Raw genomic sequence first — 25,341 nt, 5'->3', positions numbered from 1 at the left:
ACGACGCGGGCAACGACAAACCCCGAAAGCCGGCGACGGCTTTCGGGGTTTTCGCATTAATGGCCTTCCGCCGCGCCGAACATGGTCTTGGCGTAGATCAGGCCGAGGCCGTAGCCGCCGCCATGGGCTATCGAGGTCGCCACGGTCTCGTTGTAGGTTTCGCCGCGCGCCCAGTCGCGCTGCAGTTCGAGCAGATACTGCAGCGAGGTCATCGGACGGGCGCCCAACTGCACCATGCGCTCGACAGCGCGCTCATGCGCTTCGTCGGACACGTCGCCGCTGGCGTCGGTGATCACGTAGACCTCGAAGCCCTGGTCCAGCGCCGACAACGCGGGGCCGACGATACATACCGAAGTCCACAGGCCGGCCAGCACGATCTTGCCTTTGCCGATGGCGTTGACGCGCTCGGCGATGCGTGGATCTTCCCAGGTGTTCATGGTGGTGCGGTCGATGGCCGCCTGGTCCGGGAACACGGATTTGATTTCGTCGAAGATGGGGCCGGAGAACGATTTTTCCGCGACCGTGGTCAGGATCGTCGGCACGTTGAAGCCCTTGGCGGCCTTGGCGACCAGCGCGACGTTGTTGCGCAGCTGTACCGGGTCGATGGACTTGGTGGCGAAGGACATCTGCGATTGGTGATCGATCATGATCAGCGTGTGGTTGCTTGGATCGAGCAGGGTGCTTCCTGGTTTAGCGATAGCGGTAGGCATGTGAATCTCCAGTCTATATTCAATAATTTCGATTTTCGGATCCGCGTTGTTTGCGGTGTTTTCTCTGCTGGAATGAAGTATCTTCCATCCTGACTCAAAAGAAAAACGGAAAATTTTGCCAATCATATTCGAAATTTTCGATTATCAAATATAGGCGCAAAAAAGCCGCCTCGAAGGCGGCTTTCCCGACGCTGGAGCGGCTTAGAAGTTGTAGCGCAGTCCGGCGGTGATGGCACCGTTTTTGCGGCCCACATCGATGTCGTTCTTGCCGTAGTTTTCATACTCCAGCGAGACCTTGACGTTCTTGTTGATCGCGTATTCCGCGCCCACCGATGCGTACAGCGCGTTCTTGTTGCTGCCGCCGCTGACCGAGGCGACGCCCGAGGTGTCCACGCTGTTGTGGTTGCGCGCCACGCCCAGCTTGCCGAACAGGGCGACCTGCTCGTTCACCGGCCAGCTGCCCTTGCCCGCCAGATAGAAGGAGTGGGCATCGCTCTCGATACGGCCGGCGGCGCCGGTGGCGTCGGTGTAGTTAAACGCCTTGCTGCCGAAGTCGGTATAACCGCCTTCAACCGCCCAGGTCTTGTCGATGTTGTAGCCGGCGAAGATTTTGCCGGTGGCCTTGTCGCCGCTACGGTCGCTGGACGTGGTCGTATTCGGCACGTCGAACTTGTAGTGGCTGCCCACGACGCCGGCGCCGATGTAGGCGGTGCCGGCATCATCGGCGGCGTATGCGGAAGTACCGCCCAAGGCGGCTGCGGAAGCAACTAATGCGAACAGAATTTTTTTCATGGTATTGGATCTTTCAGCAAAATGGTTGAAGCAGGACTTGCTTGGGATCGCAGTTCTTTGAATTGCGATGGAACCAAGATAGCACTCCAACCAACACCCGTCACCACCGAATTAGTAAGAAGTGTGACAGGATGTAAGCCGAACGATTGCAGGTAAAAAACCTTCCAAGCCAAACTTAAGAGAGGCTTAAGGCATTATCAGGCGGAAGGTCAAATTGATGCGCGGACCGCGCGCGGCGCGTTCCTTGTTGATGCCGTGCAGCCAGTGCCGCTGCAGCGCGCCCGCCATCAGCAGCAGGCAGCCGTCGCCCAGCGCCAGCTTGACGGTCTTCGGCAGACGCCGGTGCTTGAGGATGAAGGTGCGCGGATCGCCGAAACTGACCGACGCGACAGCCGGATCCGGCCCCAGCTCGCGCTCGTCGTCGGCATGGAAGCCCATGCTGTCGCGCTCGTTGCGATAGTAGTTCAGCAGCACGCTGTTGAACTGGCGGCCGGTGGCCTTTTCCACCGCCTGCTTGATGTGCAGCTGCAGCGGCGTGAACGGCAGCGGGTGGAAGGTCTTGCCGGAGTAACGGTAGCTGGCCTCGCCATGCCAGGCCGACAGGCGCGGCTGCAGGTGCAGCTTGCCCCACACCTGGATTTCCTCGGCGCGCCAGTCGGTTTCGTCGAGCAGGCGCTGCATGACTTCGGCCGGCGCCAGGTCCAGCGCCAGCCGCTGCTGAAACCACAGTTCGCCGTCCTCGATGGGGATGGCGGTCAGGCTGGTGTCGTCGGCAAAAAGATCCATGCGCGGTATGATACCGGCACTACGTCATCGAGGAGTGAACCGCATGAAAAAACGCCAGTTCCTGGGCACCGCCGCGTTGGCCGGCATGGCCGCAGCAACAGCCTTGCCTGCGCGCGCCGCCGCCAAGAGCGCCGGCCCGGCGCTGCTCACCGTCACCGGCGCGATCGGCAAGCCCAACCGCGGCCGCTTCGACCCGGTGCTGGACCAGATGATGTTCAAGCAAAAGCTGACCTTCGACAAGGCGCATGGTTTCGATTTCGCCGCGCTGGCGGCGCTGCCCAGCATTACCATCCATCCGACGCTGGAATACGACAGCAAGCCGCACACGCTGCGCGGCCCTCTGCTGCTGGACGTGATGAAGGCGGCCGGTGCGGCATTGAGCGACAACGGCAAGCTGGTGTTGCGCGCGGTGGATGGCTATGCGGCCACGATCACGGTGGCGCAGGCGCGCGCGCAGCGCTGGATCGTCGCCACCCATCTGGATGGCGCGCCGATGGCGCTGGGCGGACTCGGTCCGCTATGGGCGATCTACGATGCCGACAAGGTGCCCGAGATGGCAGTCAAACCGCTCGCGGAGCGGTTCGGTTCCTGCCCGTGGGCGCTGTATCACATCGAAGTCTAAGCGTAGGCTTCGGCTAAAGTCATTACGCGCGGCGCGATGGTGATGCCGATGCCGCTGAACAGCGCGGTGATGGCGGCCATATTGGCTTCCATCTCCTCCGCCTTCCAGCCCTGGAACAGGTCGGTGCCGTCCTTCTGGAAGTGCAGGTCCAGCACCTTGCCGCGGTCTTTGTGGGTGTAACCACCGCTGTAGGTATTCTTGAAGCCCATGGCGGCGAGCGCGGCCAGGATTTCGGTCGGGGGATTGTCCGGATCGGTGGCCATGAACACGCCGAAGGTCTTGCCCGGCGGTTTGGCGGCGATATCTACGTCGTAAATCCCAGGCGCTTTCGTGACGGTCGTACTTTTCAGAAATAACATGTTCTTACCCCTATCCTTTTCGCGCGCCGGCTTGTTGCTAGATTCTCAAAAGAAAACATTCTAAGAAACAAGCTTATTGCTAATTGAGCTGTTTGTCGACTAATCCCGCCACTTATTTGTGAATTCGTACCAATAAAACTGCAACGCCTACCTGAAATATAGTTAGTAAGTAGTAATTTTCAAGAAGATAACGGGCCGGGCAGCGCAGCCGGCCTACTTGCGGCGCGCCAGATCGGCGGTCGGCGCCACCAGCGCCCGGTACAACTCGCCGGTCGCCGCATCCCATTGCGTGACGGCGCGCTGCTGGCGTTCGACGGTGACCATGTCGCCGCGCGCGACCGGCCCGCTGAGCGCGGCCGCAGCGCCCAGGCGGAACACATTGGCCATCGACTCGGTGGCCAACGGCTGCGCCATCCGGCGCGCCACCGGTTCCGGAATGCCGGCCGCCTGGTAGGCGCGCAACGCTGCGTCCAGCACGGTGACCAGGTAGTTGCTGGCGAAGACGGCGGCGGCGTGATACACGGTCTTGGCCGACGCGTCGATCGGCACCGGCTGCGCGCCTATCGCCTGCAACGCGGGCGTCAGCACGGCCAGCGCGGCGGCGTCGCCTTCGATGCCGCAAAAGGTCCCGGCAAATTGCGCGGCCACCGCCGCCGGATCGGCAAAGCTGCGGATCGGATGCACGCTGGCCACCCATGCGCCGGCGTCGCGCGCCGCTTGCAGCTGGCTGGAGGCCAGCGCCCCGCTGCAGTGAAACACTATGCTGCCTGCCAGCGGCACGGCCTCCGCCAGCGCCGCGCAGGCCGGAACGATCTGGTCGTCGCCGACGGCCAGCACGTGCACGGCGGCAGGCTGCAGCTGGTCGTAGCGCTCCACCGCCGCACCCGCGCCGATGAAGGCCACCGCCTGCCGCGCGCTCGACGCCGAGCGTGTCAGCACCTGCTGGACAGTGTAGCCTCCCTGCGCCGCCAACAGGCGGCCCAGCACGCGGCCCACATGGCCGGCGCCGATCAGGTTGAGCGTCGCCACCATCAGAAGCCCGATCCCGGCTGCTTCAGGAACTCGGCTTCCGCCGGCGTCGAGGTGCGGCCCAGGATCGCGTTACGGTGCGGGAAGCGGCCGAAGCGGCGTATCACTTCGCGGTGTCGTTTGGCGTAATCGAGCATGCCGGCGATGCCGTTGCTGCCTTCCATGCGCGTGAACAAAGCCACCGCCTGCTCCTGCATCGCCATGTCTTCCGCGTGCTCGAAAGGCAGGTAGACAAAGGCGCGCTGCAACGGCGGCAGTTCCAGGTCCTGCTCCGCATCGACCATGTCGAGCGCCGCCTGCAATGCCTGGTGGTCGCCGGCAAACGCCAGCGGCGTGCCGCGATAAACGTTGCGGCAGAATTGGTCCAGCACCAGGATGCGCGCCAGCGCCGACTGCGGGCCTTCCGCTTCCCATCCATGCAGGCCGCCGGCCAGCGCCTGGTCTATCTGTTCGCCGAAGCGTAGCGCGATTTCACGGTCGAAGGCGTCGTCCTTCTGGAACCACTCGCGGCGCGGCGCGTCTGCCTGCTGGCCCGGCGACGGCTGGAACCAGAAATCGAATACGGCCTGGGCGTGTGCGTTCATGGCCTTAGTTCCGTGCGTGCGACAGCTGGAAGCTGTGGATACCGTCAAACACCGCCAGCTCGGCCGACAGCACGGACATCGGCGCGCCGCTGCGCTTGCTCAGCGCGATGGCGACGAAGCGCCACTCCTGCATGCCTGCATCGCTGCCGATCATCAGCGAGCCACCGGCGATTTCATAACCGCGCTGCAGCGCCAGCGCGCGCAGCGCCGGCTCTTGCGGCATATAGCCTTCCTTGAAGCGCATGGTGATCGCGATCGCATGGCGCGACGGCAGCCAGGCTTCCAACTTTGACAGGAATATCATCGCGCCGGCGCACAATATCGACAGCCCGATGGCGCCCAGGTAGAAGCCGATGCCGACCATGACACCGATCACCGACGACGCCCAGATCGACGCCGCCGTCGTCAAGCCGCTGATGTTGAAACCTTCGCGCATGATGACGCCGGCGCCAAGGAAGCCAATGCCGGTAACAATCCCCTGCACGATGCGGGTTGGATCGGAAGTCAGTATGGTGTGGCCGGCATGGCCGCCGAACCAGTCGCCGGGATAGCCGCCGATCACCGTCAGCGCGGCGGACGCCATGCATACCAGGCCGTAGGTGCGCATGCCTGCCGCGCGGCCGTGATACGAACGCTCATAGCCGACCATCAGGCCAAGCAGCAGTGCGCCGACCAAATTGAGCAGGATGACGCCGTTGGTGGCGATCTCGTGGGCGGACCAATAGGCAAACAGGAATTCGATCGACGGCATACCCGCCCTTTCTAGTTATGTCGCGCCGTTTTACGGCGCTTTTTTTACGAGCTGTTTTTCGAACGCCACATCGAGTTTGCTGACCCGCTTGGGCGCCGCAGGCGAAATGCCGTTGACGAAGGCGACGAAATCGTCCAGTTCCAGCGGCGCGCACAGCGGCGGCTGGCCGGCGCCTTCGGTCAGGAAGAAATGGCCGCTGCCGGTGCGCGACATCGAATATTTCGGATTGCCGCTGCGGACTTTCAGGCGGTCGACGGCCGTTGTGGCCCGGGTTGCGCGGCCGCTCATAGTGCCTCCGTTCGTTGGTTCAGCCACGCCAGCGCGTCGCCCGACAACAGCGGCGACAGGCGCTCGCGCACCGTGGCGTGGTAGTTGTTCAGCCATTGTTTTTCGTCGTCGCGCAGCAGATCGGCGGCCATGCAGCGGGTGTCGATCGGGCACAGCGTCAGCGTTTCGAACTGCAGGAAGTCGCCGAATTCGGTCTGGCCCGCCGGGCGGTTCAGCACCAGGTTCTCGATGCGGATGCCCCATTTGCCGGGCCGGTACAGGCCTGGCTCGATCGAGGTGATCATGCCGGGCTCCATGGCGGTATGCGGCTCCGGCATCGCGGATTGCGAAATCGACTGCGGACCTTCGTGCACGTTGAGGAAGTAGCCGACGCCGTGGCCGGTGCCGTGGCCAAAGTCCAGGCCTTCGGCCCACAGCGGCGCGCGGGCGATGGCGTCCAGCATCGGTGACCTGGTCCCGCGCGGGAAGCGCGCCGACGACAAGGCGATCACGCCCTTGAGCACCAGCGTGAAGTCGCGCTTGTGCTCCGCCGTGATGCTGCCGACGCCGACCACGCGGGTGATGTCGGTGGTGCCGCCCAGGTACTGGCCGCCGGAATCGATCAGCAGCAGGCCGTCGCCTTCAATGATGGAGTGCTGCGCCTCGGTGGCGCGGTAGTGCATGATCGCGCCGTTCGAGCGGAAGCCGGCGATGGTCGAGAAGCTCGGGCTGACGAAACCCGGACGCCGCGCGCGCGCCGCCGTGATGTGGTGGTCGATCGCCACTTCGGTCAACGGCGCGCGCTGCGGGTCGGCCAGCGTTTTGTCAAGCCAGGTGAAGAATTCGCACAGGGCGGCGCCGTCCTGCTCCATCGCCGCGCGCACGTGGGCGGCGTCCGCGTCGCTCTTTTTGGACTTGGCGAAGGTGGTCGGGTTGATCGACTCGATGACTTTGACCGTGGCCGGTACCCATTGACGGGTGCCGTAGGTGATGCGGCGCGGGTCGATCAGCAGCGTGCTGTCGGCCGGCAGCGTGGCCAACGCGACGGAAATCGTTTCGTATGGTGCAACATCGACGCCGTCTTCCGTCAGCGCGGTGATGAGTTCGGCCGGAATCTTGCCGCCGGCGACAAACAGCGTGGCGCGGCTGGGGGCAATCAGCGCGTGCGACAGGAAGATCGGGTTGTAATTGACGTCTGCGCCGCGCAGGTTGAACAGGTAGGCGATGTCGTCGAGCGTGGAAATCAGATGGCGCTGGGCGCCCAACTGCTGCATCGCGCCGCGCAGCTCGGCCAGTTTTTCGACCCGGGTTTTCGACGCGTACGGCGGCAGGTGCTCGTACACCGGCGCGGCCGGCAATGGCGGGCGGTCGACCCAAATTTGTTGCAATAAATCAATATCGGTGCGCAGTTTGACGCCGGCGGCGGCCAGGGCCTGCTCCAGCAGGCGGGCAATCGACAGGCCCAGCACGGCGCCGTCGACGGCGGCGGTCTGGCCGGCTTTCAGGTTGGCGGCGAGCCAGTCGACATATTGGACGCTGGCGCCGGAGGTCAGTTTCATCAGCTGGATGCCGGTGCCGGCCAGTTGCTGCTCGGCCTGGGTCCAGTAGCGGGCGTCGGTCCAGACGCCGGCAAAGTCAGGCGTGATGATGAAGGTGCCGACCGAACCGGTGAAGCCGGACAGCCATTCGCGCCCCTGCCAGCGTTCGGGCAGGTATTCGGAAAGGTGGGGGTCGGCCGACGGCACCATCAGCGCATCGATCTGTTGCTGATGCATCGCCGTCCTCAACAGCGCGAGGCGCTCGACGACTTGGGAGGTGTCTGGAGTTTGCATGGATTTCACTTCTAATGCGCCGCCGGTGCGGCATAGCTTGTCGCTATGATACCGCGATTGCCCGGGGCGCTGGTTCCGAAGTTTGATCTGTCGCCAGACGTATGGAAAGTGGAAATGATTTAATCGCTCAGCTTGTTACGCGACATGCCGAAAGCTATAGTGATCATGATCGTCTCATTCCAGCACAAAGGTTTGCGCCGGTTTTTTGAAACCGGGAATCTTGCCGGTATTCAGCCTAAACATTCAAAGCGGCTGCAAATGCTGTTGACTGCATTACACTCCGCTCAAAAAATTGATGACATGAATCAACCAGGATATTATTTTCATCGATTGAAGGGATTAACGCTGCCCCGCTGGGCAGTTACAGTAAGTGCTAATTGGCGCATGACGTTTGAATTCAATCAAGGCAATGCTTATGTAGTTGATTATGAGGATTATCACTAATGGAAATGCACAACCCTCTCCATCCTGGTGAATTTATTTTAGAAGTATATCTGCGTCCACAAAAATTAAGTGGCCGCCAATGCGCGGAAAAGTTGGGAGTAGCACCGTCAACCTTAAATCGCATTTTAAATGGCCGTGGCAGGGTAACTGCCGCAATGGCCCAGCGCTTATCTGCAGGTTTAGGACGTTCACCTGAAAGCTGGCTCGCCATGCAAGAAATGTACGACCGCTGGCAGGCAAAGCTGCGTAGCGCCGCCTGAATATCAACTCCTCGGATCTTATTAGTCATCGAGCAGGTAGCCTCGCTCCCTGATCGCTCTGCTGCAAGCTCCACATGCCGAAATCTGGCTAGAACGTGCCAAAAACCAGCATGATTCAAGGGTGTTGCGCGGCCCAAACGAAAAAAAGCTCCCATACGGGAGCTTTTCGACGATTATAGAAACCTGTTTCAGGCTTCGTAACGGCGCAAACCTTCAAGATCCAGAATGCGAATGCCGCCATAATCAAGGCTGAGCAAGCCTTGTTTTTCCAAAAGCTGCAATGCCTGGTTTGCGCGCTGCCGGGACGCGCCGGACAGCAATCCCAATTCCTCCTGCGATATCTGCACCAGCTTCTCCAATCCCGGATAAAGGTGGGAGTTAAACATGGAAACGAGACAGCGCGCCACCCGGGTATCCGGATTCAATAAACGGTCATTTTCCACCATGCCGATAAACTGGCCCAGGCGCTCGTTCAACTGCATTAAAAGGAAACGGGTGAACGGCAAACTTGATTCCAGCAGCCAATGAAAAGTTGACATAGGCATGCGCGCGATGCGGCTATCGCGCAAGGTCATCGCATCATATTTAAGGATTTCTTTCTTTAAAAGCGAACCTTCGCCAAACCAGCCACCCGGCGGCACGCCGGTAAAAGAAACGCTTTTACCGGCAGCGGAGAAATTGGTCATCTTGACCATGCCTTCCATAATACCCAGCCAATGCTCCACCATTTCGCCCTTGCGACAAACATAGCCGCCCTTGGGAACGAAAGTTTCAAAGGTATCGGCCTCGACGCGCGCCATTTGTTCCGGCGTCAGGCCCTGGGCCCAGATCGCCGAACGCAAAGCTTCTTTTAGAGTAATTTGATTCCGATCAGACATATTGCGACGCACCATAGAAAGTTCGATCAAATGTCGCCGAAAAGACAACTTCCCTTTCTGCGGCAGGCTAATATCATCACATAAAAAAGCGGCATCATCATAAATAGATGGCAACAGGGAGACACTGGTGCATACACAGAACGAGACCTTTCCACGCTGGCTGCTGACGCATGCCCAGGTCCGCCCGGGGAAACCCGCGTTTCGCGAAAAATACCTGGGCATCTGGCAAAGCTGGACCTGGGCGCAGGTGGGCGACGAGGTGCGGGCGCTTGCTTGCGGCCTGGCGTCGCTGGGCTTCGAACGCGGCATGAACCTGGCCATCATCGGCGACAACCGTCCGCGCCTGTACTGGTCCATGCTGGCCGCGCAATGCCTGGGCGGCGTGCCGGTCCCCCTGTACCAGGACGCCCCCGCCGCCGACATGGCCTATGTGCTGGAAAACGCCGAGATCCGCTACGCCGTCGTCGAAGACCAGGAACAGGTCGACAAGCTGCTTGAATTGCAATCTTTATATCCACACATCGAGCACATCGCCTACGACGACGAGCGCGGCATGCGCCACTACCGCCAGACGGGTCTGCTGTCCTTCGCCCGGCTGCAGGAGCTGGGCCGCGAATGGGACAAGGCCAATCCCGGCAAGTTCGACGCCGCCGTCAACGCCGGCAAGGGCGGCGACAACGCCATCATCCTCTACACCTCCGGCACCACCGGCAAGCCGAAAGGCGTGTGCCAGACCCACGCCGCGCTGATCGCGGCCGGCACCGGCGGCGTCGGCTTTGAAAAGCTCACCGACGAGGAAGACATCCTGTCCTACCTGCCGATGGCCTGGGTGGGCGACTGCCTGTTCTCCTTCGCCCAGGCGATGACGGCCGGCTTCACCGTCAACTGTCCCGAATCCGGCGACACCGTGATGACCGATATGCGCGAAATCGGCCCTACTTATTACTTCGCTCCGCCGCGCGTGTTCGAAAACATGCTGACCACGGTGATGATACGGATGGAAGACGCGGGCGCGATCAAGCGCCGCATGTTCCATTACTTCATGGCGGTGGCGCGCCGCTGCGGTTCCGACATCCTCGACGGCAAACCGGTGGCGCCGGGCGACCGGCTGTCGTACGCGCTGGGCAAGATGCTGGTCTACGGCCCGCTGAAAAACGTGCTGGGCCTCTCGCGCGTGCGGGTCGCCTACACCGCAGGCGCGGCGATCGGCCCGGACCTGTTTCGCTTCTATCGCTCCATCGGCGTCAACCTGAAGCAGTTCTACGGCTCCACCGAAACCTGCGCATATATATGTCTGCAGCCGGACGGCCAGATCAAGTTCGACAGCGTCGGCCTGCCGGCGCCGGGCGTGGAGGTCAAGCTGGCCGACAACGGCGAGGTGCTGGTCAAATCGCCAACCTTGATGGACTGCTATTACAAGCGTCCCGACGCCACCGCCGAGGCGATCGACGCGCAGGGCTACTTCCATACCGGCGACGCCGGCCTGTTCGACCACGAAGGCCACCTGAAGATCATCGACCGCGCGGCGGACGTGGGCAGGATGAACGGCGGCGCCATCTTCGCGCCCAACTACGTCGAGAACAAGCTCAAGTTCTTCCCCTTCATCAAGGAGGCGGTGGTGTTCGGCGATAAGCGCGACGAGGTCTGCGCCTTCATCAACATCGACATCGAGGCCGTGGGCAACTGGGCCGAGCGCCGCAGCATCGCCTATTCGGGCTACACCGACCTGGCCGCGCATCCGCAGGTCTATGGCCTGGTGCGCGACTGCATCGAGCAGGTCAACGCCGACCTGGCCGCCGAGCCGATGACGAGCGACACGCAGATCCACCGCTACCTGGTGCTGCACAAGGAGCTCGATCCCGACGACGACGAGCTGACACGCACGCGCAAGGTGCGGCGCAAGTTCATCGCCGAAAAATACGCGGTGCTGATCGATGCGCTCTACAGCGGCAAGACTTCGCAGTACATCGAAACGCAGGTCAAGTTCGAGGATGGGCGCACCGGGCTGGTGGCGGCGGATCTGAAGATCGAACCGTGCAAGACCTTCCCTGCCATCCAGGCAGCGGCCTAGGTCGGAATGGAGGACGACACCATGCAAATGAACGAACCAGACGCCCATTTCGGCACCGATCCAACGCGCCGCAAGATCGGGCCGGTGATTCTCGACCTGAAAAATATCTCGCTGTCTTTCGGCGGCGTGAAAGCGCTGACCGATATTTCCTTCGACGTGAAGCAGCATGAAATCCGCGCCATCATCGGCCCGAACGGCGCCGGCAAAAGCTCGATGCTGAACGTGATCAACGGCGTGTACCGCCCGCAGCAGGGGGAGATCATCTATCGCGGCGAACATCGCAAGAATATGGATGTGCATGCGGCGGCCAAGTCCGGCATCGCCCGCACCTTCCAGAACATCGCGCTGTTCAAGGGCATGACGGTCCTCGACAACATCATGACCGGCCGTAACCTGAAGATGAAATCGAACTTCCTGATGCAGGCCCTGTACTGGGGCCCGGCCCGACGCGAGGAAATCGCCCACCGCGTCAAGGCGGAAGAAATCATCGACTTCCTGGAGATCCAGGCGATCCGCAAGACGCCGGTGGGCCGCCTGCCGTATGGCCTGCAGAAGCGCGTGGAGCTGGGCCGCGCGCTGGCCGCCGAGCCGGAGATCCTGCTGCTGGACGAACCGATGGCCGGCATGAACGTCGAAGAGAAACAGGACATGTGCCGCTTCATCCTCGACGTCAACGACCAATTCGGCACCACCATCGTGCTGATCGAGCACGACATGGGCGTGGTGATGGATATCTCGGACCGCGTGGTGGTGCTCGACTACGGCAAGAAAATCGGCGACGGCACGCCGGACGAGGTCCGCTGCAACCAGGACGTGATCAACGCTTACCTTGGAGGTGGAGTAGGGAATTCAGGCAGCATGCTGCCTGCCTACGGAACGGACTGCCCATGAATGGGCAGTCTCCCGCCTGCAATCTGACAGGGTCTTAAAATGAACATCAATTTCTTCTTTGAGGTGCTGATCGGCGGCCTACTGTCGGGCGTGATGTATGCGCTGGTGGCGATCGGCTTTGTGCTGATCTACAAGGCTTCCGGCGTGTTCAACTTCGCCCAGGGCGCGATGGTGTTCTTCGCCGCGCTGACCTGCGTCGGCATCGTCGACAACTTCGGCGTATCGCTGTGGGTGGCGATACCGCTGACCATCGTCGTCATGATCCTGCTCGGCATCGCGATCGAGCGGGTGGTGCTGCGGCCGTTGGTCAACCAGCCGGAGATCACGCTGTTCATGGCCACCATCGGCCTGGCTTTCTTCATCGAAGGCCTGGCGCAGCTGATGTGGGGCGCGCAGGTGCACAAGCTGGAACTGCCGATCGAGGACGTGCCGTCCGAATACCTGATGAACAAATTTAACATCCTGGTCTCGCAGTTCGACATCATGGCGGCGGCGGTGTGCGGCCTGCTGGTGACCATGCTGGCCCTGCTGTTCTCCAAGACCAAGGTGGGCCGCGCGCTGCGCGCCGTGGCGGACGACCATCAGGCGGCGCTGGCGGTGGGCATTCCGCTGCAGCGCATCTGGGCGGTGCTGTGGGCGGTGGCCGGGCTGGTCGCGCTGGTCGCCGGCCTGCTGTGGGGCGCCCGCAACGGCGTGCAGTTCGCGCTGACCTTCGTGGCGCTGAAGGCGCTGCCGGTGCTGATACTGGGCGGCTTTACGTCGATGCCCGGTGCCATCGTGGGCGGCCTGATTATCGGCGCCTCCGAAAAGCTGGCCGAGGTGTATATCGGCCCGCTGGTCGGCGGCGGCATCGAGGGCTGGTTCCCGTATGTGCTGGCCCTGTTGTTCCTGCTGGTGCGGCCGGAAGGCCTGTTCGGCGAAAAAATCATCCGCAGAATCTGAGAGGCCAGAATGCTCTACCGCGAAGCAGGACAATTTAAAACCAGCTATCAGGCCGACAGCCAGATCTTCCCCATCCTGCAGGATCGCATCGCGCTGTTCGCGCTGCTGGCTGTGGCGATTGTGGTCGTGCCGCTGTTCGCATCGCCGTACACGCTGTCGGCGATCCTGATCCCCTTCCTGATCTTCTCGCTGGCAGCGCTGGGCCTGAACATCCTGACCGGCTACGCCGGCCAGCTGTCGCTGGGCACGGCCGCCTTCATGGCGGTCGGCGCCTTCGCCTCGTACAACTTCCTGGCCCGGCTGCCCGGCCTGCCGGTGCTGCTGGCGTTCGTGCTGGGTGGCTTGAGCGCAGCGCTGGTCGGCATCGCCTTCGGCCTGCCGTCGCTGCGGATACGCGGCTTCTACCTGGCCGCATCGACGCTGGCCACGCAGTTCTTCGTGGTCTGGTGCCTGACCAAGATCCCCTACCTGACCAACTACAGCAGCTCCGGCGTCATCACCGCGCAGAAGATCGTCATCCTCGGTTACCAGTTCGACACGCCGGACCGCAAATACCTGCTGGTGCTGGGCGTGGTGGCCGTGATGGCGCTGCTGGCCAAGAACATGATCCGCTCCAACGTCGGCCGCTCGTGGATGGCGGTGCGCGACATGGACGTGGCGGCCGAGGTGATCGGCTTCCGCCTGATGCGCACCAAGCTGCTGGCCTTCGCCGTCAGCTCGTTCTACTGCGGCGTGGCCGGCGCGCTGTACGCGTACGCCTACCTCGGCACCGTGGAGCCGGAAGCCTACAACCTCGACCTGTCGTTCCGCATCCTGTTCATGGTCATCATCGGCGGCGTCGGTTCGGTGCTGGGGTCCTTCCTCGGCGCGGCGTTCATCGTGCTGCTGCCGGTGTTCCTGAATATTTTCGCGCACAGTCTGGCGCTGCCGACCAGCGTGGCGTCGAACCTGGAGTTGATGGTGTTTGGCGCGCTGATCATATTTTTCCTGATAGTCGAGCCTCACGGCCTGGCGCGTTTGTGGCAAATCGGTAAAGAGAAGTTGCGTCTGTGGCCGTTCCCGCACTGAACGCATAAAACTATAACTTGAGGAGAAGATTATGAAGCGCATCGCATCCATCATCGCACTCGGACTCACACTGGCATCCGCCGGTACCGCATGGGCGCAAGACCAGTACGTCGCCCTGCCCTCCTATCGCGTCGGTCCTTACGCGGCCGGTGGTTCCGGTTTCTACGGCGGCATCATCGACTACTTCAACCTGGTCAACCTGTCGGGCGGCGTCAACGGCGTGAAGATCTCGTGGGAAGAATGCGAGACCGAATACAACCCGTCGCGCGGCGTCGAATGCTACGAACGGCTGAAGACCAAGAACGGCGGCGCCACGCTGGTCGAGCCGCTGTCGACCGGCGTCGCCTACGGCGTGCTCGATCGCCTGGCCACCGACAAGATTCCCATGACGATGATCGGCTACGGCCGCTCGGACGCCGCCAACGGCAAGGTCTTCCCCTACGTCTTCCCGCTGATCACCAGCTACTGGAACCAGGCGGCAGCGATGATCAAATACCTTGGCGATAAAAGCGGCGGCATGGACAAGCTGAAGGGCAAGAAGATCGTCCACCTGTACCACGACTCGGCGTTCGGCAAGGAACCCCTGCCGGTGCTGGAGGCCTTGTCCAAGCAGTACGGCTTCGACCTGATCAAGATCCCCGTCACGCCGCCGGGCAGCGAACAGCAGTCGCAGTGGCTGCAGATCCGCCAGGCCAATCCGGACTACGTGATCCTGTGGGGATGGGGTTCGATGAACGCGGTCGCGATCAAGACCGCTCAGCGCAACGGCTTCCCTCGCGAGAAAATGCTCGGCGTATGGTGGGCCGGCTCGGAGGAAGATACCGTACCTACGGGCGATGCGGCCAAGGGCTACAGCGCGATGACCTTCAACACGCCGGGCAACTACCCCGTGATGGATGAGATCCACAAGAAAATCTACGACGCCGGCAAGGGCAACCTGGCCGACCGCAGCCGCATCGGCTCCGTGTACCACATGCGCGGCGTCAGCGCGGCGATCCTGTGGGTCGAGGCGATGCGCACCGCGCAGGAAAAATTCGGCAAGGGCAAACCGGTCACCGGCGAGCAAATGCGTTGGGGCCTGGAGCACCTGAACGTCGACGAGGCGCGCCAGAAAGCCATCGGCGCGTTCGGCATGCTGCCGGTGGTTAAAACCAGCTGCGACGATCATGAAGGCTCAGGCGCGGTCAAGGTCCAGCAATGGGACGGCAAGAAGTGGAACGCCATCACGCCGAACTGGATCGTCGGCGACAAGGCCTTGACGCGCAAGCTGCTGGAGGAAAGCTCCGCAGCCTATGCCGCCGAGAAGAAAATCACGCCGGCCTGCGCAAAATGACGACACCTTATCTCTCGGTGAATAACGTGGAGGTCATCTACGACCACGTTATCCTGGTGCTCAAAGGCGTGTCGCTGCAGGTCCCGCAAGGGAAGATCGTGGCCCTGCTGGGCGCCAACGGCGCCGGCAAGTCCACCACGCTGAAGACCATCTCCACGCTGCTGCGCGGCGAACGGGGCGACGTCACCAAGGGCGAAGTCCAGTTCAAGGGCGAGCGCATCGACCAGCTGACGCCGAATGAACTGGTCAAGCGCGGCCTGTCGCAGGTGATGGAAGGGCGCCATTGCTTCGGCCACCTGACCATAGAAGAGAACCTGCTCACCGGCGCCTACACGCGCAGCGCATCGCGCGCGGAGCTGAAGGAATCGCTGGAAAAGGTCTACCACTACTTCCCGCGCCTGCGGGAGCGTCGCGGCAGCCAGGCCGGCTACACCTCGGGCGGCGAGCAGCAGATGTGCGCCATCGGCCGCGCACTGATGGCCAAGCCGTCGATGATCCTGCTGGACGAACCCTCGATGGGCATCGCGCCGCAGATCGTCGATGAAATCTTCGGCATCGTGAAGGACTTGAACAGCAAGGAGAACGTCTCCTTCCTGCTGGCCGAGCAGAACACCAGCATCGCGCTGCGCTACGCCGATTTCGGCTACATCCTGGAAAACGGCCGCGTGGTGATGGAAGGCGCGGCCTCCGAACTGGCCAGCAACGAAGACGTCAAGGAGTTCTACCTCGGCGTTTCAGGCGCCGGCCGCAAGAGCTTCCGCGACATGAAATTTTACCGCCGCCGCAAACGCTGGCTGGCTTAAGGACCAAGGACAACAACGCATGAATATCAAGAAGGCCAAAGCCTTGTGCCGCAGCTTTGCCGGCGCCACCGAAGACACCAAGTGGGGCGCCGACCTCGTCTTCTCGGTCGGCGAAAAAATGTTCGCCGTCACCTCGCTTGACGACGACGCCAAGGGCATCAGCTTCAAGGTGGACGACGATCGCTTTCTCGAACTGACCGACCGCCCCGGCATCATTCCGGCGCCGTACCTGGCGCGCGCCAAATGGGTTTATATCGAGGACCTGAAGTCCGTCAGCGACGCCGAAGCCGCCGAACTGCTGAAGCGTTCCTACGAGCTGGTGTTCGCCAAACTGACCAAGAAGCTGCAACGCGAAATACAAGGATAAGCACATGGCCGATACCCTCGATAGCCTGGAAGTGCGCCCGCCGGAACAACGCGAGCGCGAACTGATGGCGCGCCTGCCGCAGTTGGTGGCGCGCGCGAAGGCCGCCGCCGGCTGGTCGCGCATACTCGAAAACGTGGATGCCGCCGGCATCAACAGCCGCGCCGCGCTGGCCACGCTGCCGGTCACGCGCAAATCGGACCTGCACGCGCTGCAAAAAAAACAGGCGCCGTTCGGCGGCCTGAATACAACCCCGGCCGGTCAGCTGGCGCGGGTGTACATGTCGCCCGGCCCGATCTTCGATCCCGAAGGCCGCAGCCAGGACTGGTGGCGTTTCGCGCGGCCGATGTATGCGGCCGGCGTGCGTCCCGGCGGCCTGCTGCAGAACTGCTTCTCCTATCACTTCACGCCGGCCGCCTTCATGGTGGAAGGCGGCGCCGCCCGCATCGGCTGCGCCGTGATACCGGCCGGCGCCGGCCAGACCGAAATGCAGGTGCAGGCCATCAGCGCGCTGCGGCCCGATACCTACATCGGCACGCCATCCTTCCTGAAGATCATCATCGAGAAGGCGCGGGAGTTGGGCGCGGACGTCAGCAGCATCAGGCAGGCGCTGATGAGCGCCGAGGCGCTGCCCGAATCGCTGCGCATCTGGTTCGCCGAGAACGGCGTGCCGCACGTGCTGCAGGCGTACGCGTCGGCCGATATCGGCAGCATCGCCTACGAAACCCGCAGCGGCGACGTGCGCCATCCCGGCATGGTGCTCGACGAGGACGTGATACTGGAAATCGTCCGCCCCGGCAGCGGCGATCCCGTGCCGCCGGGCGAGATCGGCGAAGTGGTGCTCACCGTTTTCAACCCCGACTATCCGCTGATACGCTTTGCCACCGGCGACCTGTCGGCGGTGCTGACCGGCGTGCCGGACTCGCCTTGCGGCCGCACCAACACCCGCATCAAAGGCTGGATGGGCCGCGCCGACCAGACCACCAAGGTGCGCGCGATGTTCGTCCACCCGTCGCAAGTGCATGCCGTCACGCAGCGGCATCCGGAAATCGTCAAGGCGCGGCTGGTGGTCTCCGGCCAGATGGCGCAGGATGTGATGACGCTGCACTGCGAGGTGGCCGATCCCGGTTCCGCAAGCGCCGGCGCCATTGTCGAATCGATACGAGACCTGACCAAGCTGCGGGGCGAGGTGCAATTTGCCGGCATCGGCAGCCTCCCCAACGACGGCAAGGTGATCGACGACGTGCGCGACTACAAGTAAACAGCGAGTAAAACAACGGTTGTGGCATAAATCCAACGCCAAGCGTAGGGCCGGGATATGGCGGATAATAGCGAACTTCCCACCTGTTTTTAGAAGCCGAAGAAGATCATGCAAGACTTCCACCACAACCGCGCCCGCGCCCTGCTGGAGAACGCGGAAGAGCTGTTCAGCAAAGAGACCGTCGACAACGCAGTCACCGCGATGGCCGATACCCTTAACGCCCGCTTCGACCGGCCCGACAGCGAGGAATTCCCGCTGGTGCTGGGCGTGATGGGCGGCGCGGTGGTCTTCACCGGCAACCTGCTGCCGCAGCTGACCTTCCCGCTCGAATTCGACTACATCCACGTCAGCCGCTACGGCGACGAAGACCAGGGTGGCCAGGTCGTGTGGAAAGTGGTGCCGCGTTCGAACGTGGCCGGCCGCGTGGTCATCGTGCTGGACGATATCCTGGACGAAGGCGAAACGCTGGCCCACGTCAAACAGCGCCTGCTGGACATGGGCGCCGCCGAGGTGGTGCTGGCCGTCTTCGCCGACAAAGCGATCGGCAAGGCCAAGCCGGTCAAGGCGGACATCGTCGGCATCACCATTCCGAACCGCTTCGTCGTCGGCTTCGGCATGGATGCCTATGGCTACTGGCGCAACCTGCCGGGCCTGTGGGCCATCCAGACGGAAACCTGACGGCTTCCGGGGCGGTTCTAATAGTCGTAATACGTTTTGCCGCCGCATCCGGCGCGGCGGCAGTTCCTGGCGTGCGGGTCCGCAGGCGTTGGTCCGGCGGCCAGTGCCTGCCCATGCACAGGACAATACACGTCGCCGCACCGGTTACACCGGTACCACGGATTGAAGCGCGAACTCGTCCAGCGTCCATGCTTGGTGGCGCATACCACGCAAGGTATGCCGGCCAAGCCACTGGTGCCGATGGTTGGCTGGGGGTGGGACCAGGTGATGTTGACCGGGGCTGTAGGGGCGGTCGGCGGGCACGGGACGTTGGGGTACTTCTTCCCCATATTCTTGTAATCCTTGAATTGTAGGTCGTCGATCAAGGGGGCCAGTTGCTGGGGGTAGTGCGTCACCAGCGTGATCTCGTCATTCGGCCCGCACTGGAAGGTACTGACGACCGATCCGATCTTCGCCGGTATCAGCACCGCCGCTCCGGAGGCGCCGACGCCGCGCTCGATGATCATGGGGGTCTTGCCGGTCAAGGGATGGGCCGAAGGCGCCTTGGGCGGATTCTTGTAAGGCAGCGGGCCGGCATTCAGCCCGGCCGCCGCGCTCTTGGACACTATCGTCACGCGCTTGCCGTCCGCCGTGAGCCAGGCCATCGCCTTTTCGCCGGCCACGGTATTCAGGCTGTGAACCAGCGCCATGATCGCGACCTCGGCATCCTCGAACTGTGAATGCTTTTTGCGGTCGATGTAGCGCGCTTTTCCTACCGGATCATGAATCTGGCGGTTGACGTCCATCATCGCACGCTTGGCCGGGTCGATATGCAGCCCTTCGTTATTCAGGTACGCCCGCTGTTTATAGGTTTGCAGACGCGCCACGCCCTTCGGCCCCAGCCGCCTGTCGCCGGCCAGCGATCGCTTGTCCGCCAGTTGCTTGGCGGTCAGGGGAGCGTGAATGAAACCCTCCTTGTGGACGTGAACGTGCGGGTGCGGCGGAAACGGTCCGACTGTCACCGTGGAACTGCTGAACAGGTCGACCGCATCGGCGCCGGTCACCCCTCTGGTCTTGGTGCGGACTTGATAATATTTTGCAAACGGCATAATGGCATTCTCCTCGGCGGGTGGGCTAGGCGGCTTGACGATCCGTGGCAGCGCCGGCCATGGCGGCCGACGGAAGGTTATGCGGCGCGGTGCGCGCCGTGCGCTCCCAATCAGCGGCGGCGGCGTCGAGGATCTCGCGTTGCTTCCCGAGCAGCCGCTCCCGATACGCGCCATCCCTATCGATCGCGAGCGCTGCGGCCACTGCCGCCAGGGCGTCGGCGTGGCGGCACTGATGCGCGTAGGTGAAGACCAGGCCGTACTTGGCGCGCACGTCGGACGGATGAATGCGCTGCGCGACGAGGAAGGCTTCGTGGGCATCTTGCGGGCGTCCGCAATCGAACAGCGAGTCGCCATAGGTATTCCAGAGCGCCGCACTGTAGCAAGGGTTCAGCGCAAGCGCCGAACGGATCAGTTCGAGCGCGATGTGCGGCTTACGCAGCTGAAAGTGCGCGAAGTCGGCCACCTCCCCCAGCAGGCGCCAGTCAGTTTGACGCGATTCGACGACCAGTCTGTAATATTGGCTAGCCTCATCCAACCGTCCGCTGTGTGCCGCCGACCGCGCCTGTGCCAGCAGCATCTCGACCTCGCGAAAACGCTGTCCATCGTAGAGTTCTTTGAAGCACGCCACAGTCTGCGGCAGCTCCCGGTCGACGATCAAACGCGGGTGAATCGGAAGCTCGGCATCGCCCGGAGGCGCGTGCGGATGCCAGCCGGCGGTCCGGGTGACGCTATCGAGCAGGGCGAAGTTCAACCCGGCGGCAACCGTCGGGCCAAACCGGTCCAGTCCGGTCGGTTCGATCTCGTCGGGCGTCAACGGGCCGTAGTCGGCAAGAAGAATGAAGCCACCAGGCAGCAGCCGGCCTTGCCAAAACGCGAGGGCGTCAAGGGCGCCATGGCTCGAATAGCCAGGCGCTTGGGGCGGCACGAGCGCGAGCGCCTGGTCGGCGTACCCCGGCGGGTGCAGGCATTCGAGAAATGCCGTCTCGACCGTCAGTTCCGGCAGCAGGCGCTCCAGACGCTCCTGCGCTGCCTCCGACGCATCCGAGAAGAGCGCGCAAACCCCTTGCTCATCCAGCCCGTGCCGCTGCAGCGCCGCCGACTTGCGGTTGACCCAGACGCGGCTGCACAATTCCTCGACCACGCCTGACGGGCTGCGGCGCAGTATGGCGGTCGGTAAAATATCCAGCACATAGTTCGCAAATACAGCCCTGAGCTGCAGCGGCTCGACGCACACGCCGTCGATTTCAATGGCTCCCCCTGCCGCGTTGCACACGCCGGCCCGCACATGCTCCGCGTGATCAGAAAAGACGGCTTGCGCATGCCACTGGCGGACGGTGGCCTCCGAGCCATCCGTGACGAAATAGGTGAGGCGCTCGTAATAATCGCGCCCTTCGCGCCGGCACAGGTCGCGGAACACATCGAGGAAGAAGCGCGCGAAGAGGCCGCTGCCGGCGCCCAGTTCAAGTACCGTGATGTCTGCGGCCGGCGGCATTTCCTCGCAGTGGACAAACATCACACCGGCGGCGCACGAGGACAGGTGGCCATCGCTCGTGACAGCATACGGCACCTGCTCCTCGGCAAAGGCGGCGGTGCCGCGGCGCGACCAGTGCGCACTGGCGACCTGCGCAGCGAGACTGAGCGACAACGGACGAAACTCCTGCACCAGAGCATAGTCGGGCGCGATTTCGGCGAGACAAGCGAGAGGTGGTCGCGGCGGTTCGTCTGTAAAAAAACGCGAGGAATCCGCGCCGGACCGCTGGTCACTACGCATGAATAAATTCATAAGCTCACCTGGCAACTCTTGTTAATTATCCCATAGTACGTTTTTTACATCCCTCGCACCAGAAATTTTGTCGCCGCACATAGTGGTGTGTTTATTACAATTGCTTTCATCCAGCAATACTGTCAGGATTTGTATCATGTTGATACAGATACTCTCAGGCTTATACCTGCTGGCCATCGGCCAGGCCTTCTTCCTCAGCGCCACGCTGCTGAGCACCCGCCAGCCGGAAATGCGCACCGCCAACCGGCTGCTGTCCGCGCTGCTGCTGATGTTCGCGGCCATCATGGGCCACGGCTGGCTGGGGATCAATCATCTCTACCAGCAGTATCCGCACAGCGCGCTGTCCATCGTCACTCTGGGATTGGCCGTCGGGCCGCTGTTGTATCTCTACCTGCATGCGATGCTGTCCGACCAGCCGCTGGGCCGCCGCGCGCTGCTGCATTTTGTGCCGTTCGCCGCCGCCACGCTGGCGATGATGCCGTTCTACCTGCGCCCGGCCGCTGAAAAACTGGCGTGGATGCGGCACTGGGACGGCCTGCCGTGGTATCTGGCGCTGGGCGGAGTGGTCAAGCTGGCGATCCTGCTGTCTTATATCTACGCCAGCTACCGGCTGGTGCAGCGGGTGCCGGCCGCTTCCGGCCTGGTGCATGGCCTGCGGCGGCTGATGCGCGTCTGGCTGGCCAGCGCCGCGCTGAGCATCGCCGCGCTGGCGATGGCGCTGCTGGACGTCGAGCTGCCGGTGTCCGCCGATGCCGTGGACGGCATCGCGCTGATGCTGTTCGTGTTCGCCACCGCCTTCACGGCGATGCGGCTGCCGCTGGGCTATCGCCCTCAAACGCTGCCGCCACCGAAACCTCGCTACGCCAGCAACAAGTTATCCACAGCCGACAGCGGCGCCTTCCTGGCCCGGCTGACCGCCTGCATGGAACAGGACCAACCCTACCGCAACGGCGAATTGAAGCTGGAAGAACTGGCCGGACAGCTCGCGATGACGCCGCACGAACTATCCCAGCTGATCAACGAAAGCTGCGGCACCAATTTCGCCGATTACCTGAACCGATACCGCGTCGAGGCGCTCAAATTCGCCCTGCTCGACCCGCAACAGAGCAGTGCCAGCATCCTGGACCTGGCGATGTTGGCCGGATTTAATAGCAAAAGCGCGATGAACCGCGTATTTAAAAAGTCCACCGGCATGACACCCGGCGAGTTCCGCAGCCAGGCCGAAACGCCCGCGTAGCGAGTGCCAAATCATCATTTGGGACGCAAAACCCCGTCCCGGGCTGCAAACTGGGCTCGTCACAACACGGAGCCTAGTATGAAAACCACCAAACTGATCGCCAGCCTGTCCCTCCTGATCTGCGCCCAGGCCTGCGCCGCGCCGCAGACCTGGATCACCAACGTCAAGCTGGTGTCGCCGGAAAAACTGGACAGCATCGTCACCGGCAGCGTGCTGATTGAAGACGACCGCATCGTGCGCGTCGAACGTGGCGCCGGCCACAAGGCCCCGAAAGGCGCCCGTACCATCGACGGCAAAGGCGGCTACCTGACGCCCGGCCTGATCGACTCGCACGTGCACCTGTATGCGGTGCCCGGCATGAGCTTCGAGCAGGCCGACAAAATGAAGACCATGGCCGCCGACTATTTCGCGCAGATGCCGCGCTCCTTCCTCTACTATGGCTACACCACGGTGATCGACCTGGCCGCCGGCAGCCGCACCTTCATCGACCGGGTCAAGGCCTCGCCGCTGCACCCGGACATCTACGACTGCGGCGCGCCGCTGGTGTTCGCCAACGGCTACCCGTCGGCGTATGCCTCGCCTGAGACGCGCTTCGATACCTTCTCCAACTTCATCTACGATCCGGCGCAGGCCGACAAGATCCCGGCCCGGTTCAAGCCGGAGGACTACACGCCGGCCAAGGGCGTGGCGCGGGTCAAGGCCGACAATGCCATCTGCGTCAAAACCCACTTCGAACACGGCTTCGGCGCCATGCACAACCTGCCGGTGATGAGCCCCGCCGTGTACGCCGAAGTGCGCTCGGCCGCGACCAAAGAAGGCGTGGTGCTGGTCACCCACGGCAATTCGTTCGAGGCGCAGACCTTCGCCGTCAACGGCGGCGTCGACGTGCTAGCGCACGGCATGTGGCACTGGGGGGCGCTGGACAAGGAAAAGGAACTGCCGGCCGAGATCAAGCAGCTGCTCGACAAGATCGTCGAACGCAAGATCGGCTTCCAGCCGACGATGCAGGTGCTGTACGGCCTGGGCGCCTACTTCGACCCGGCCTACCTGAACAACCCGGCGCTGGCCAAGCTGCTGCCGCCTGCGATGCTGGCGTGGCTGAAGACGCCGGAGGGCGCATGGTTCAAGCAGGAGATCGCCGAGGATGAAACCGACGCCGTGATCCTGAGGGGAATGGAAGCGCCGCTGCGCCGCCAGGCGCAGGTGGTGGCCTACCTGGCCAGCAAGGACGCCAACTTCGTGTTCGGCACGGATACGCCGTCGTCGCCGACCTACGGCAACATCCCCGGCCTGAACGGCTATCTGGAAATGCAGGACATGCACAAGGCCGGCATGTCGCTGGCGCAGGTGTTCAAGTCGGCCACCATCAACAACGCCCGTACCTTCAAGATCGATGCGCAGGTCGGCACCATCGAGGCGGGCAAGGTGGCGAACCTGGTGCTGATGAAGATGTCGCCGCTGGCCGACATCCGCGCCTACGACAGCGTGGACACGGTCTGGGTGCGCGGCAAGCAGGCTGCGCGCGACAGCCTGGCGGTCAAGCAGTAATTACAGCGCCAGGCGCGCGCGGGCGGCGTCGTACTCGCGCTTCAGGCGTGCCACCATCTCGGCGGTGGTCGGCACGTCGTCCATCAGGCCCACGCCCTGGCCGGCGCCCCAGATGTCGCGCCAGGCCTTGGCGCTGCTGGAACCGAAGTTCATCGAGCTCTTGTCGGCCTGCGGCAGCGCGTCCGGATCCAGGCCGGCGGCCATGATGGACTTCTTCAGGTAGTTGCCGTGAACGCCGGTGAACAGGTTCGAATACACGATGTCCGCCGCCGTCGATTCCACGATCGCATTGCGATAATCGTCGCTGACGTTCGACTCCTGCGTCGCCAGCCAGCGCGAGCCGATGTACGCGAAGTCCGCGCCCATCGCCTGCGCCGCCAGGATCGCATCGCCGGTCGCGATGGAACCGGACAGCGCGATCGGGCCCTTGAAGAACTTACGTATCTCGCCCACCAGCGCGAACGGCGACAGGGTGCCGGCATGGCCGCCGGCGCCGCTGGCCACCAGGATCAGGCCATCGACGCCGGCTTCCAGCGCCTTCTCGGCGTGGCGGATCGAGATCACGTCGTGCATGACGATGCCGCCGTAGCTGTGGATCGCGTCCAGCATCTCTTTCGGCGGCGCGCGCAGCGACGAGATGATGATGGGGATCTGGTGCTTGACGCAGACTTCGACGTCGTGCGCCAGGCGGTCGTTCGACTGGTGCACGATCTGGTTGACGGCGATCGGGCCGACGCGCTTGTCCGGATTGGCCATCTGGAAGTCGGCCAGTTCCTTTTGCAGGTCGGTCAGCCACACATCCAGCGTTTCCGCCGGGCGCGCGTTCAGAGCCGGGAACGAGCCGACGATGCCGGCCTTGCACTGCGCCGCCACCAGGGCCGGGCCGCTGGCGATGAACATCGGGGAGGCGATGACGGGAAGGGAGAGGTTTTGCAACGCTGCAGGCAGGGCCATGGCGAA

Annotated in this window: 27 protein-coding genes; 14 read left to right on the top strand and 13 right to left on the bottom strand. The window is 62.9% G+C overall.

Annotated elements, in window-relative coordinates; all coding sequences use genetic code 11:
* Positions 1-56 precede the first annotated feature (56 nt).
* From ABWW33_RS12645 to ABWW33_RS12635, 3 genes are all read right to left on the bottom strand, one after another.
* Positions 57-710 (bottom strand): hydrolase, encoded by a 654-nt coding sequence (locus ABWW33_RS12645; protein ID WP_176653144.1) that lies wholly within the window; start codon positions 708-710, stop codon positions 57-59.
* A 201-nt stretch (positions 711-911) separates the two neighbouring features.
* The gene (locus tag ABWW33_RS12640; protein ID WP_176653145.1) at positions 912-1,502 is read right to left on the bottom strand and encodes an outer membrane beta-barrel protein; all 591 of its coding nucleotides are present in this window, start codon (positions 1,500-1,502) and stop codon (positions 912-914) included.
* A 186-nt stretch (positions 1,503-1,688) separates the two neighbouring features.
* Positions 1,689-2,288: an alpha-ketoglutarate-dependent dioxygenase AlkB family protein gene (locus tag ABWW33_RS12635; protein ID WP_353401907.1), complete on the bottom strand. Its 600-nt coding sequence runs from the start codon at positions 2,286-2,288 to the stop codon at positions 1,689-1,691.
* Positions 2,289-2,331: 43 nt separating this feature from the next.
* Between ABWW33_RS12635 and ABWW33_RS12630 the strand changes: the two genes are divergently transcribed.
* The gene (locus ABWW33_RS12630) at positions 2,332-2,910 is read left to right on the top strand and encodes a putative pterin-binding protein (RefSeq protein WP_353401905.1); all 579 of its coding nucleotides are present in this window, start codon (positions 2,332-2,334) and stop codon (positions 2,908-2,910) included.
* Here the strand turns inward: ABWW33_RS12630 and ABWW33_RS12625 are convergent.
* From ABWW33_RS12625 to ABWW33_RS12600, 6 genes are all read right to left on the bottom strand, one after another.
* A complete protein-coding gene (locus ABWW33_RS12625; RefSeq protein WP_176653148.1) occupies positions 2,907-3,269 on the bottom strand; it encodes a hypothetical protein in 363 nt (120 codons plus the stop codon). The two genes, ABWW33_RS12630 and ABWW33_RS12625, sit on opposite strands and share 4 nt — an antisense overlap.
* A gap of 213 nt (positions 3,270-3,482) precedes the next feature.
* A complete protein-coding gene (locus tag ABWW33_RS12620) occupies positions 3,483-4,301 on the bottom strand; it encodes a Rossmann-like and DUF2520 domain-containing protein (RefSeq protein WP_353401904.1) in 819 nt (272 codons plus the stop codon).
* A complete protein-coding gene (locus ABWW33_RS12615; RefSeq protein ID WP_353401903.1) occupies positions 4,301-4,882 on the bottom strand; it encodes a DUF924 family protein in 582 nt (193 codons plus the stop codon). The genes ABWW33_RS12620 and ABWW33_RS12615 overlap by 1 nt, the downstream gene beginning before the upstream one ends.
* 4 nt (positions 4,883-4,886) lie before the next feature.
* The gene (locus ABWW33_RS12610; protein ID WP_176653151.1) at positions 4,887-5,633 is read right to left on the bottom strand and encodes an MgtC/SapB family protein; all 747 of its coding nucleotides are present in this window, start codon (positions 5,631-5,633) and stop codon (positions 4,887-4,889) included.
* Between the two features lie 30 nt (positions 5,634-5,663).
* Positions 5,664-5,921 carry a hypothetical protein gene (locus tag ABWW33_RS12605; RefSeq protein WP_176653152.1) on the bottom strand — a complete coding sequence of 86 codons (258 nt, stop codon included), beginning with the start codon at positions 5,919-5,921 and terminating at the stop codon, positions 5,664-5,666.
* Positions 5,918-7,732 (bottom strand): aminopeptidase P family protein, encoded by a 1,815-nt coding sequence (locus ABWW33_RS12600; RefSeq protein ID WP_353401902.1) that lies wholly within the window; start codon positions 7,730-7,732, stop codon positions 5,918-5,920. The genes ABWW33_RS12605 and ABWW33_RS12600 overlap by 4 nt, the downstream gene beginning before the upstream one ends.
* Before the next feature lie 165 nt (positions 7,733-7,897).
* Between ABWW33_RS12600 and ABWW33_RS12595 the strand changes: the two genes are divergently transcribed.
* Together ABWW33_RS12595 and ABWW33_RS12590 are read left to right on the top strand one after the other, a co-directional pair.
* Positions 7,898-8,176 carry a type II toxin-antitoxin system RelE/ParE family toxin gene (locus ABWW33_RS12595; RefSeq protein WP_176653483.1) on the top strand — a complete coding sequence of 93 codons (279 nt, stop codon included), beginning with the start codon at positions 7,898-7,900 and terminating at the stop codon, positions 8,174-8,176.
* Positions 8,176-8,436 carry a HigA family addiction module antitoxin gene (locus tag ABWW33_RS12590; RefSeq protein WP_353401900.1) on the top strand — a complete coding sequence of 87 codons (261 nt, stop codon included), beginning with the start codon at positions 8,176-8,178 and terminating at the stop codon, positions 8,434-8,436. The genes ABWW33_RS12595 and ABWW33_RS12590 overlap by 1 nt, the downstream gene beginning before the upstream one ends.
* Positions 8,437-8,624: 188 nt before the next feature.
* On the opposite strand, the gene ABWW33_RS12585 is transcribed toward ABWW33_RS12590, so the two are convergent.
* The gene (locus tag ABWW33_RS12585) at positions 8,625-9,314 is read right to left on the bottom strand and encodes a Crp/Fnr family transcriptional regulator (RefSeq protein WP_176653484.1); all 690 of its coding nucleotides are present in this window, start codon (positions 9,312-9,314) and stop codon (positions 8,625-8,627) included.
* Positions 9,315-9,438: 124 nt separating this feature from the next.
* On the opposite strand from ABWW33_RS12585, the gene ABWW33_RS12580 reads away from it, so the two are divergent.
* The 9 genes from ABWW33_RS12580 to ABWW33_RS12540 all read left to right on the top strand — a co-directional run bounded on the left by ABWW33_RS12580 (position 9,439) and on the right by ABWW33_RS12540 (position 18,725).
* Positions 9,439-11,385, top strand: coding sequence for an AMP-dependent synthetase/ligase (locus ABWW33_RS12580; RefSeq protein WP_444550993.1), 1,947 nt, complete (start codon positions 9,439-9,441; stop codon positions 11,383-11,385).
* Between the two features lie 21 nt (positions 11,386-11,406).
* Complete coding sequence (locus ABWW33_RS12575; protein WP_176653156.1) at positions 11,407-12,276, top strand: ABC transporter ATP-binding protein; 870 nt, start codon at positions 11,407-11,409, stop codon at positions 12,274-12,276.
* Positions 12,277-12,321: 45 nt separating this feature from the next.
* Entirely contained in the window at positions 12,322-13,218 is an 897-nt protein-coding gene (locus tag ABWW33_RS12570; RefSeq protein WP_353402019.1) for a branched-chain amino acid ABC transporter permease, read from the top strand.
* Positions 13,219-13,227: 9 nt separating this feature from the next.
* Positions 13,228-14,286 carry a branched-chain amino acid ABC transporter permease gene (locus ABWW33_RS12565; protein ID WP_176653157.1) on the top strand — a complete coding sequence of 353 codons (1,059 nt, stop codon included), beginning with the start codon at positions 13,228-13,230 and terminating at the stop codon, positions 14,284-14,286.
* A 31-nt stretch (positions 14,287-14,317) separates the two neighbouring features.
* Positions 14,318-15,619: an ABC transporter substrate-binding protein gene (locus tag ABWW33_RS12560; protein WP_353401896.1), complete on the top strand. Its 1,302-nt coding sequence runs from the start codon at positions 14,318-14,320 to the stop codon at positions 15,617-15,619.
* Entirely contained in the window at positions 15,616-16,422 is an 807-nt protein-coding gene (locus tag ABWW33_RS12555; RefSeq protein WP_176653159.1) for an ABC transporter ATP-binding protein, read from the top strand. Before ABWW33_RS12560 ends, ABWW33_RS12555 begins: the two co-directional genes overlap by 4 nt.
* Positions 16,423-16,441: 19 nt before the next feature.
* A complete protein-coding gene (locus ABWW33_RS12550) occupies positions 16,442-16,789 on the top strand; it encodes an MmcQ/YjbR family DNA-binding protein (RefSeq protein WP_353401894.1) in 348 nt (115 codons plus the stop codon).
* 4 nt (positions 16,790-16,793) lie between these two features.
* Positions 16,794-18,047, top strand: coding sequence for a phenylacetate--CoA ligase family protein (locus tag ABWW33_RS12545; protein WP_353401893.1), 1,254 nt, complete (start codon positions 16,794-16,796; stop codon positions 18,045-18,047).
* A gap of 108 nt (positions 18,048-18,155) precedes the next feature.
* Positions 18,156-18,725, top strand: a complete 570-nt coding sequence (locus tag ABWW33_RS12540) for a hypoxanthine-guanine phosphoribosyltransferase (protein ID WP_353401891.1) — start codon at positions 18,156-18,158, stop codon at positions 18,723-18,725.
* A gap of 17 nt (positions 18,726-18,742) precedes the next feature.
* Here ABWW33_RS12540 and ABWW33_RS12535 read toward each other — a convergent pair whose 3' ends face one another.
* Together ABWW33_RS12535 and ABWW33_RS12530 are read right to left on the bottom strand one after the other, a co-directional pair.
* The gene (locus ABWW33_RS12535; protein ID WP_353401889.1) at positions 18,743-19,813 is read right to left on the bottom strand and encodes a hypothetical protein; all 1,071 of its coding nucleotides are present in this window, start codon (positions 19,811-19,813) and stop codon (positions 18,743-18,745) included.
* A gap of 25 nt (positions 19,814-19,838) precedes the next feature.
* Positions 19,839-21,596, bottom strand: a complete 1,758-nt coding sequence (locus ABWW33_RS12530; protein WP_353401887.1) for an SAM-dependent methyltransferase — start codon at positions 21,594-21,596, stop codon at positions 19,839-19,841.
* 136 nt (positions 21,597-21,732) lie between these two features.
* On the opposite strand from ABWW33_RS12530, the gene ABWW33_RS12525 reads away from it, so the two are divergent.
* Together ABWW33_RS12525 and ABWW33_RS12520 are read left to right on the top strand one after the other, a co-directional pair.
* Entirely contained in the window at positions 21,733-22,833 is a 1,101-nt protein-coding gene (locus ABWW33_RS12525; protein ID WP_353401885.1) for a helix-turn-helix transcriptional regulator, read from the top strand.
* 78 nt (positions 22,834-22,911) lie between these two features.
* Positions 22,912-24,381, top strand: coding sequence for an amidohydrolase family protein (locus ABWW33_RS12520; RefSeq protein WP_353401883.1), 1,470 nt, complete (start codon positions 22,912-22,914; stop codon positions 24,379-24,381).
* Here the strand turns inward: ABWW33_RS12520 and ABWW33_RS12515 are convergent, their stop codons facing one another.
* The gene (locus tag ABWW33_RS12515; protein WP_176653166.1) at positions 24,382-25,335 is read right to left on the bottom strand and encodes an NAD(P)H-dependent flavin oxidoreductase; all 954 of its coding nucleotides are present in this window, start codon (positions 25,333-25,335) and stop codon (positions 24,382-24,384) included. It abuts the gene before it with no gap.
* Positions 25,336-25,341 lie beyond the last annotated feature (6 nt).

Origin of the sequence: Duganella hordei, assembly GCF_040369125.1 — a bacterium.
Lineage (GTDB): Bacteria > Pseudomonadota > Gammaproteobacteria > Burkholderiales > Burkholderiaceae_D > Rugamonas > Rugamonas hordei.
Note: the sequence above shows the minus strand (reverse complement) of the source record. Positions and strands in the feature narration are given on the sequence as shown.

Bases quoted from the DNA above. Each gene is read 5' to 3' on its own strand.
- ABWW33_RS12645 (WP_176653144.1), bottom strand. From the start codon at position 710: ATGCCTACCGCTATCGCTAAACCAGGAAGCACCCTGCTCGATCCAAGC.
- ABWW33_RS12640 (WP_176653145.1), bottom strand. From the start codon at position 1,502: ATGAAAAAAATTCTGTTCGCATTAGTTGCTTCCGCAGCCGCCTTGGGC.
- ABWW33_RS12635 (WP_353401907.1), bottom strand. From the start codon at position 2,288: ATGGATCTTTTTGCCGACGACACCAGCCTGACCGCCATCCCCATCGAG.
- ABWW33_RS12630 (WP_353401905.1), top strand. From the start codon at position 2,332: ATGAAAAAACGCCAGTTCCTGGGCACCGCCGCGTTGGCCGGCATGGCC.
- ABWW33_RS12625 (WP_176653148.1), bottom strand. From the start codon at position 3,269: ATGTTATTTCTGAAAAGTACGACCGTCACGAAAGCGCCTGGGATTTAC.
- ABWW33_RS12620 (WP_353401904.1), bottom strand. From the start codon at position 4,301: ATGGTGGCGACGCTCAACCTGATCGGCGCCGGCCATGTGGGCCGCGTG.
- ABWW33_RS12615 (WP_353401903.1), bottom strand. From the start codon at position 4,882: ATGAACGCACACGCCCAGGCCGTATTCGATTTCTGGTTCCAGCCGTCG.
- ABWW33_RS12610 (WP_176653151.1), bottom strand. From the start codon at position 5,633: ATGCCGTCGATCGAATTCCTGTTTGCCTATTGGTCCGCCCACGAGATC.
- ABWW33_RS12605 (WP_176653152.1), bottom strand. From the start codon at position 5,921: ATGAGCGGCCGCGCAACCCGGGCCACAACGGCCGTCGACCGCCTGAAA.
- ABWW33_RS12600 (WP_353401902.1), bottom strand. From the start codon at position 7,732: ATGCAAACTCCAGACACCTCCCAAGTCGTCGAGCGCCTCGCGCTGTTG.
- ABWW33_RS12595 (WP_176653483.1), top strand. From the start codon at position 7,898: ATGATCGTCTCATTCCAGCACAAAGGTTTGCGCCGGTTTTTTGAAACC.
- ABWW33_RS12590 (WP_353401900.1), top strand. From the start codon at position 8,176: ATGGAAATGCACAACCCTCTCCATCCTGGTGAATTTATTTTAGAAGTA.
- ABWW33_RS12585 (WP_176653484.1), bottom strand. From the start codon at position 9,314: ATGTCTGATCGGAATCAAATTACTCTAAAAGAAGCTTTGCGTTCGGCG.
- ABWW33_RS12575 (WP_176653156.1), top strand. From the start codon at position 11,407: ATGCAAATGAACGAACCAGACGCCCATTTCGGCACCGATCCAACGCGC.
- ABWW33_RS12565 (WP_176653157.1), top strand. From the start codon at position 13,228: ATGCTCTACCGCGAAGCAGGACAATTTAAAACCAGCTATCAGGCCGAC.
- ABWW33_RS12560 (WP_353401896.1), top strand. From the start codon at position 14,318: ATGAAGCGCATCGCATCCATCATCGCACTCGGACTCACACTGGCATCC.
- ABWW33_RS12555 (WP_176653159.1), top strand. From the start codon at position 15,616: ATGACGACACCTTATCTCTCGGTGAATAACGTGGAGGTCATCTACGAC.
- ABWW33_RS12550 (WP_353401894.1), top strand. From the start codon at position 16,442: ATGAATATCAAGAAGGCCAAAGCCTTGTGCCGCAGCTTTGCCGGCGCC.
- ABWW33_RS12545 (WP_353401893.1), top strand. From the start codon at position 16,794: ATGGCCGATACCCTCGATAGCCTGGAAGTGCGCCCGCCGGAACAACGC.
- ABWW33_RS12540 (WP_353401891.1), top strand. From the start codon at position 18,156: ATGCAAGACTTCCACCACAACCGCGCCCGCGCCCTGCTGGAGAACGCG.
- ABWW33_RS12535 (WP_353401889.1), bottom strand. From the start codon at position 19,813: ATGCCGTTTGCAAAATATTATCAAGTCCGCACCAAGACCAGAGGGGTG.
- ABWW33_RS12530 (WP_353401887.1), bottom strand. From the start codon at position 21,596: ATGAATTTATTCATGCGTAGTGACCAGCGGTCCGGCGCGGATTCCTCG.
- ABWW33_RS12525 (WP_353401885.1), top strand. From the start codon at position 21,733: ATGTTGATACAGATACTCTCAGGCTTATACCTGCTGGCCATCGGCCAG.
- ABWW33_RS12520 (WP_353401883.1), top strand. From the start codon at position 22,912: ATGAAAACCACCAAACTGATCGCCAGCCTGTCCCTCCTGATCTGCGCC.
- ABWW33_RS12515 (WP_176653166.1), bottom strand. From the start codon at position 25,335: ATGGCCCTGCCTGCAGCGTTGCAAAACCTCTCCCTTCCCGTCATCGCC.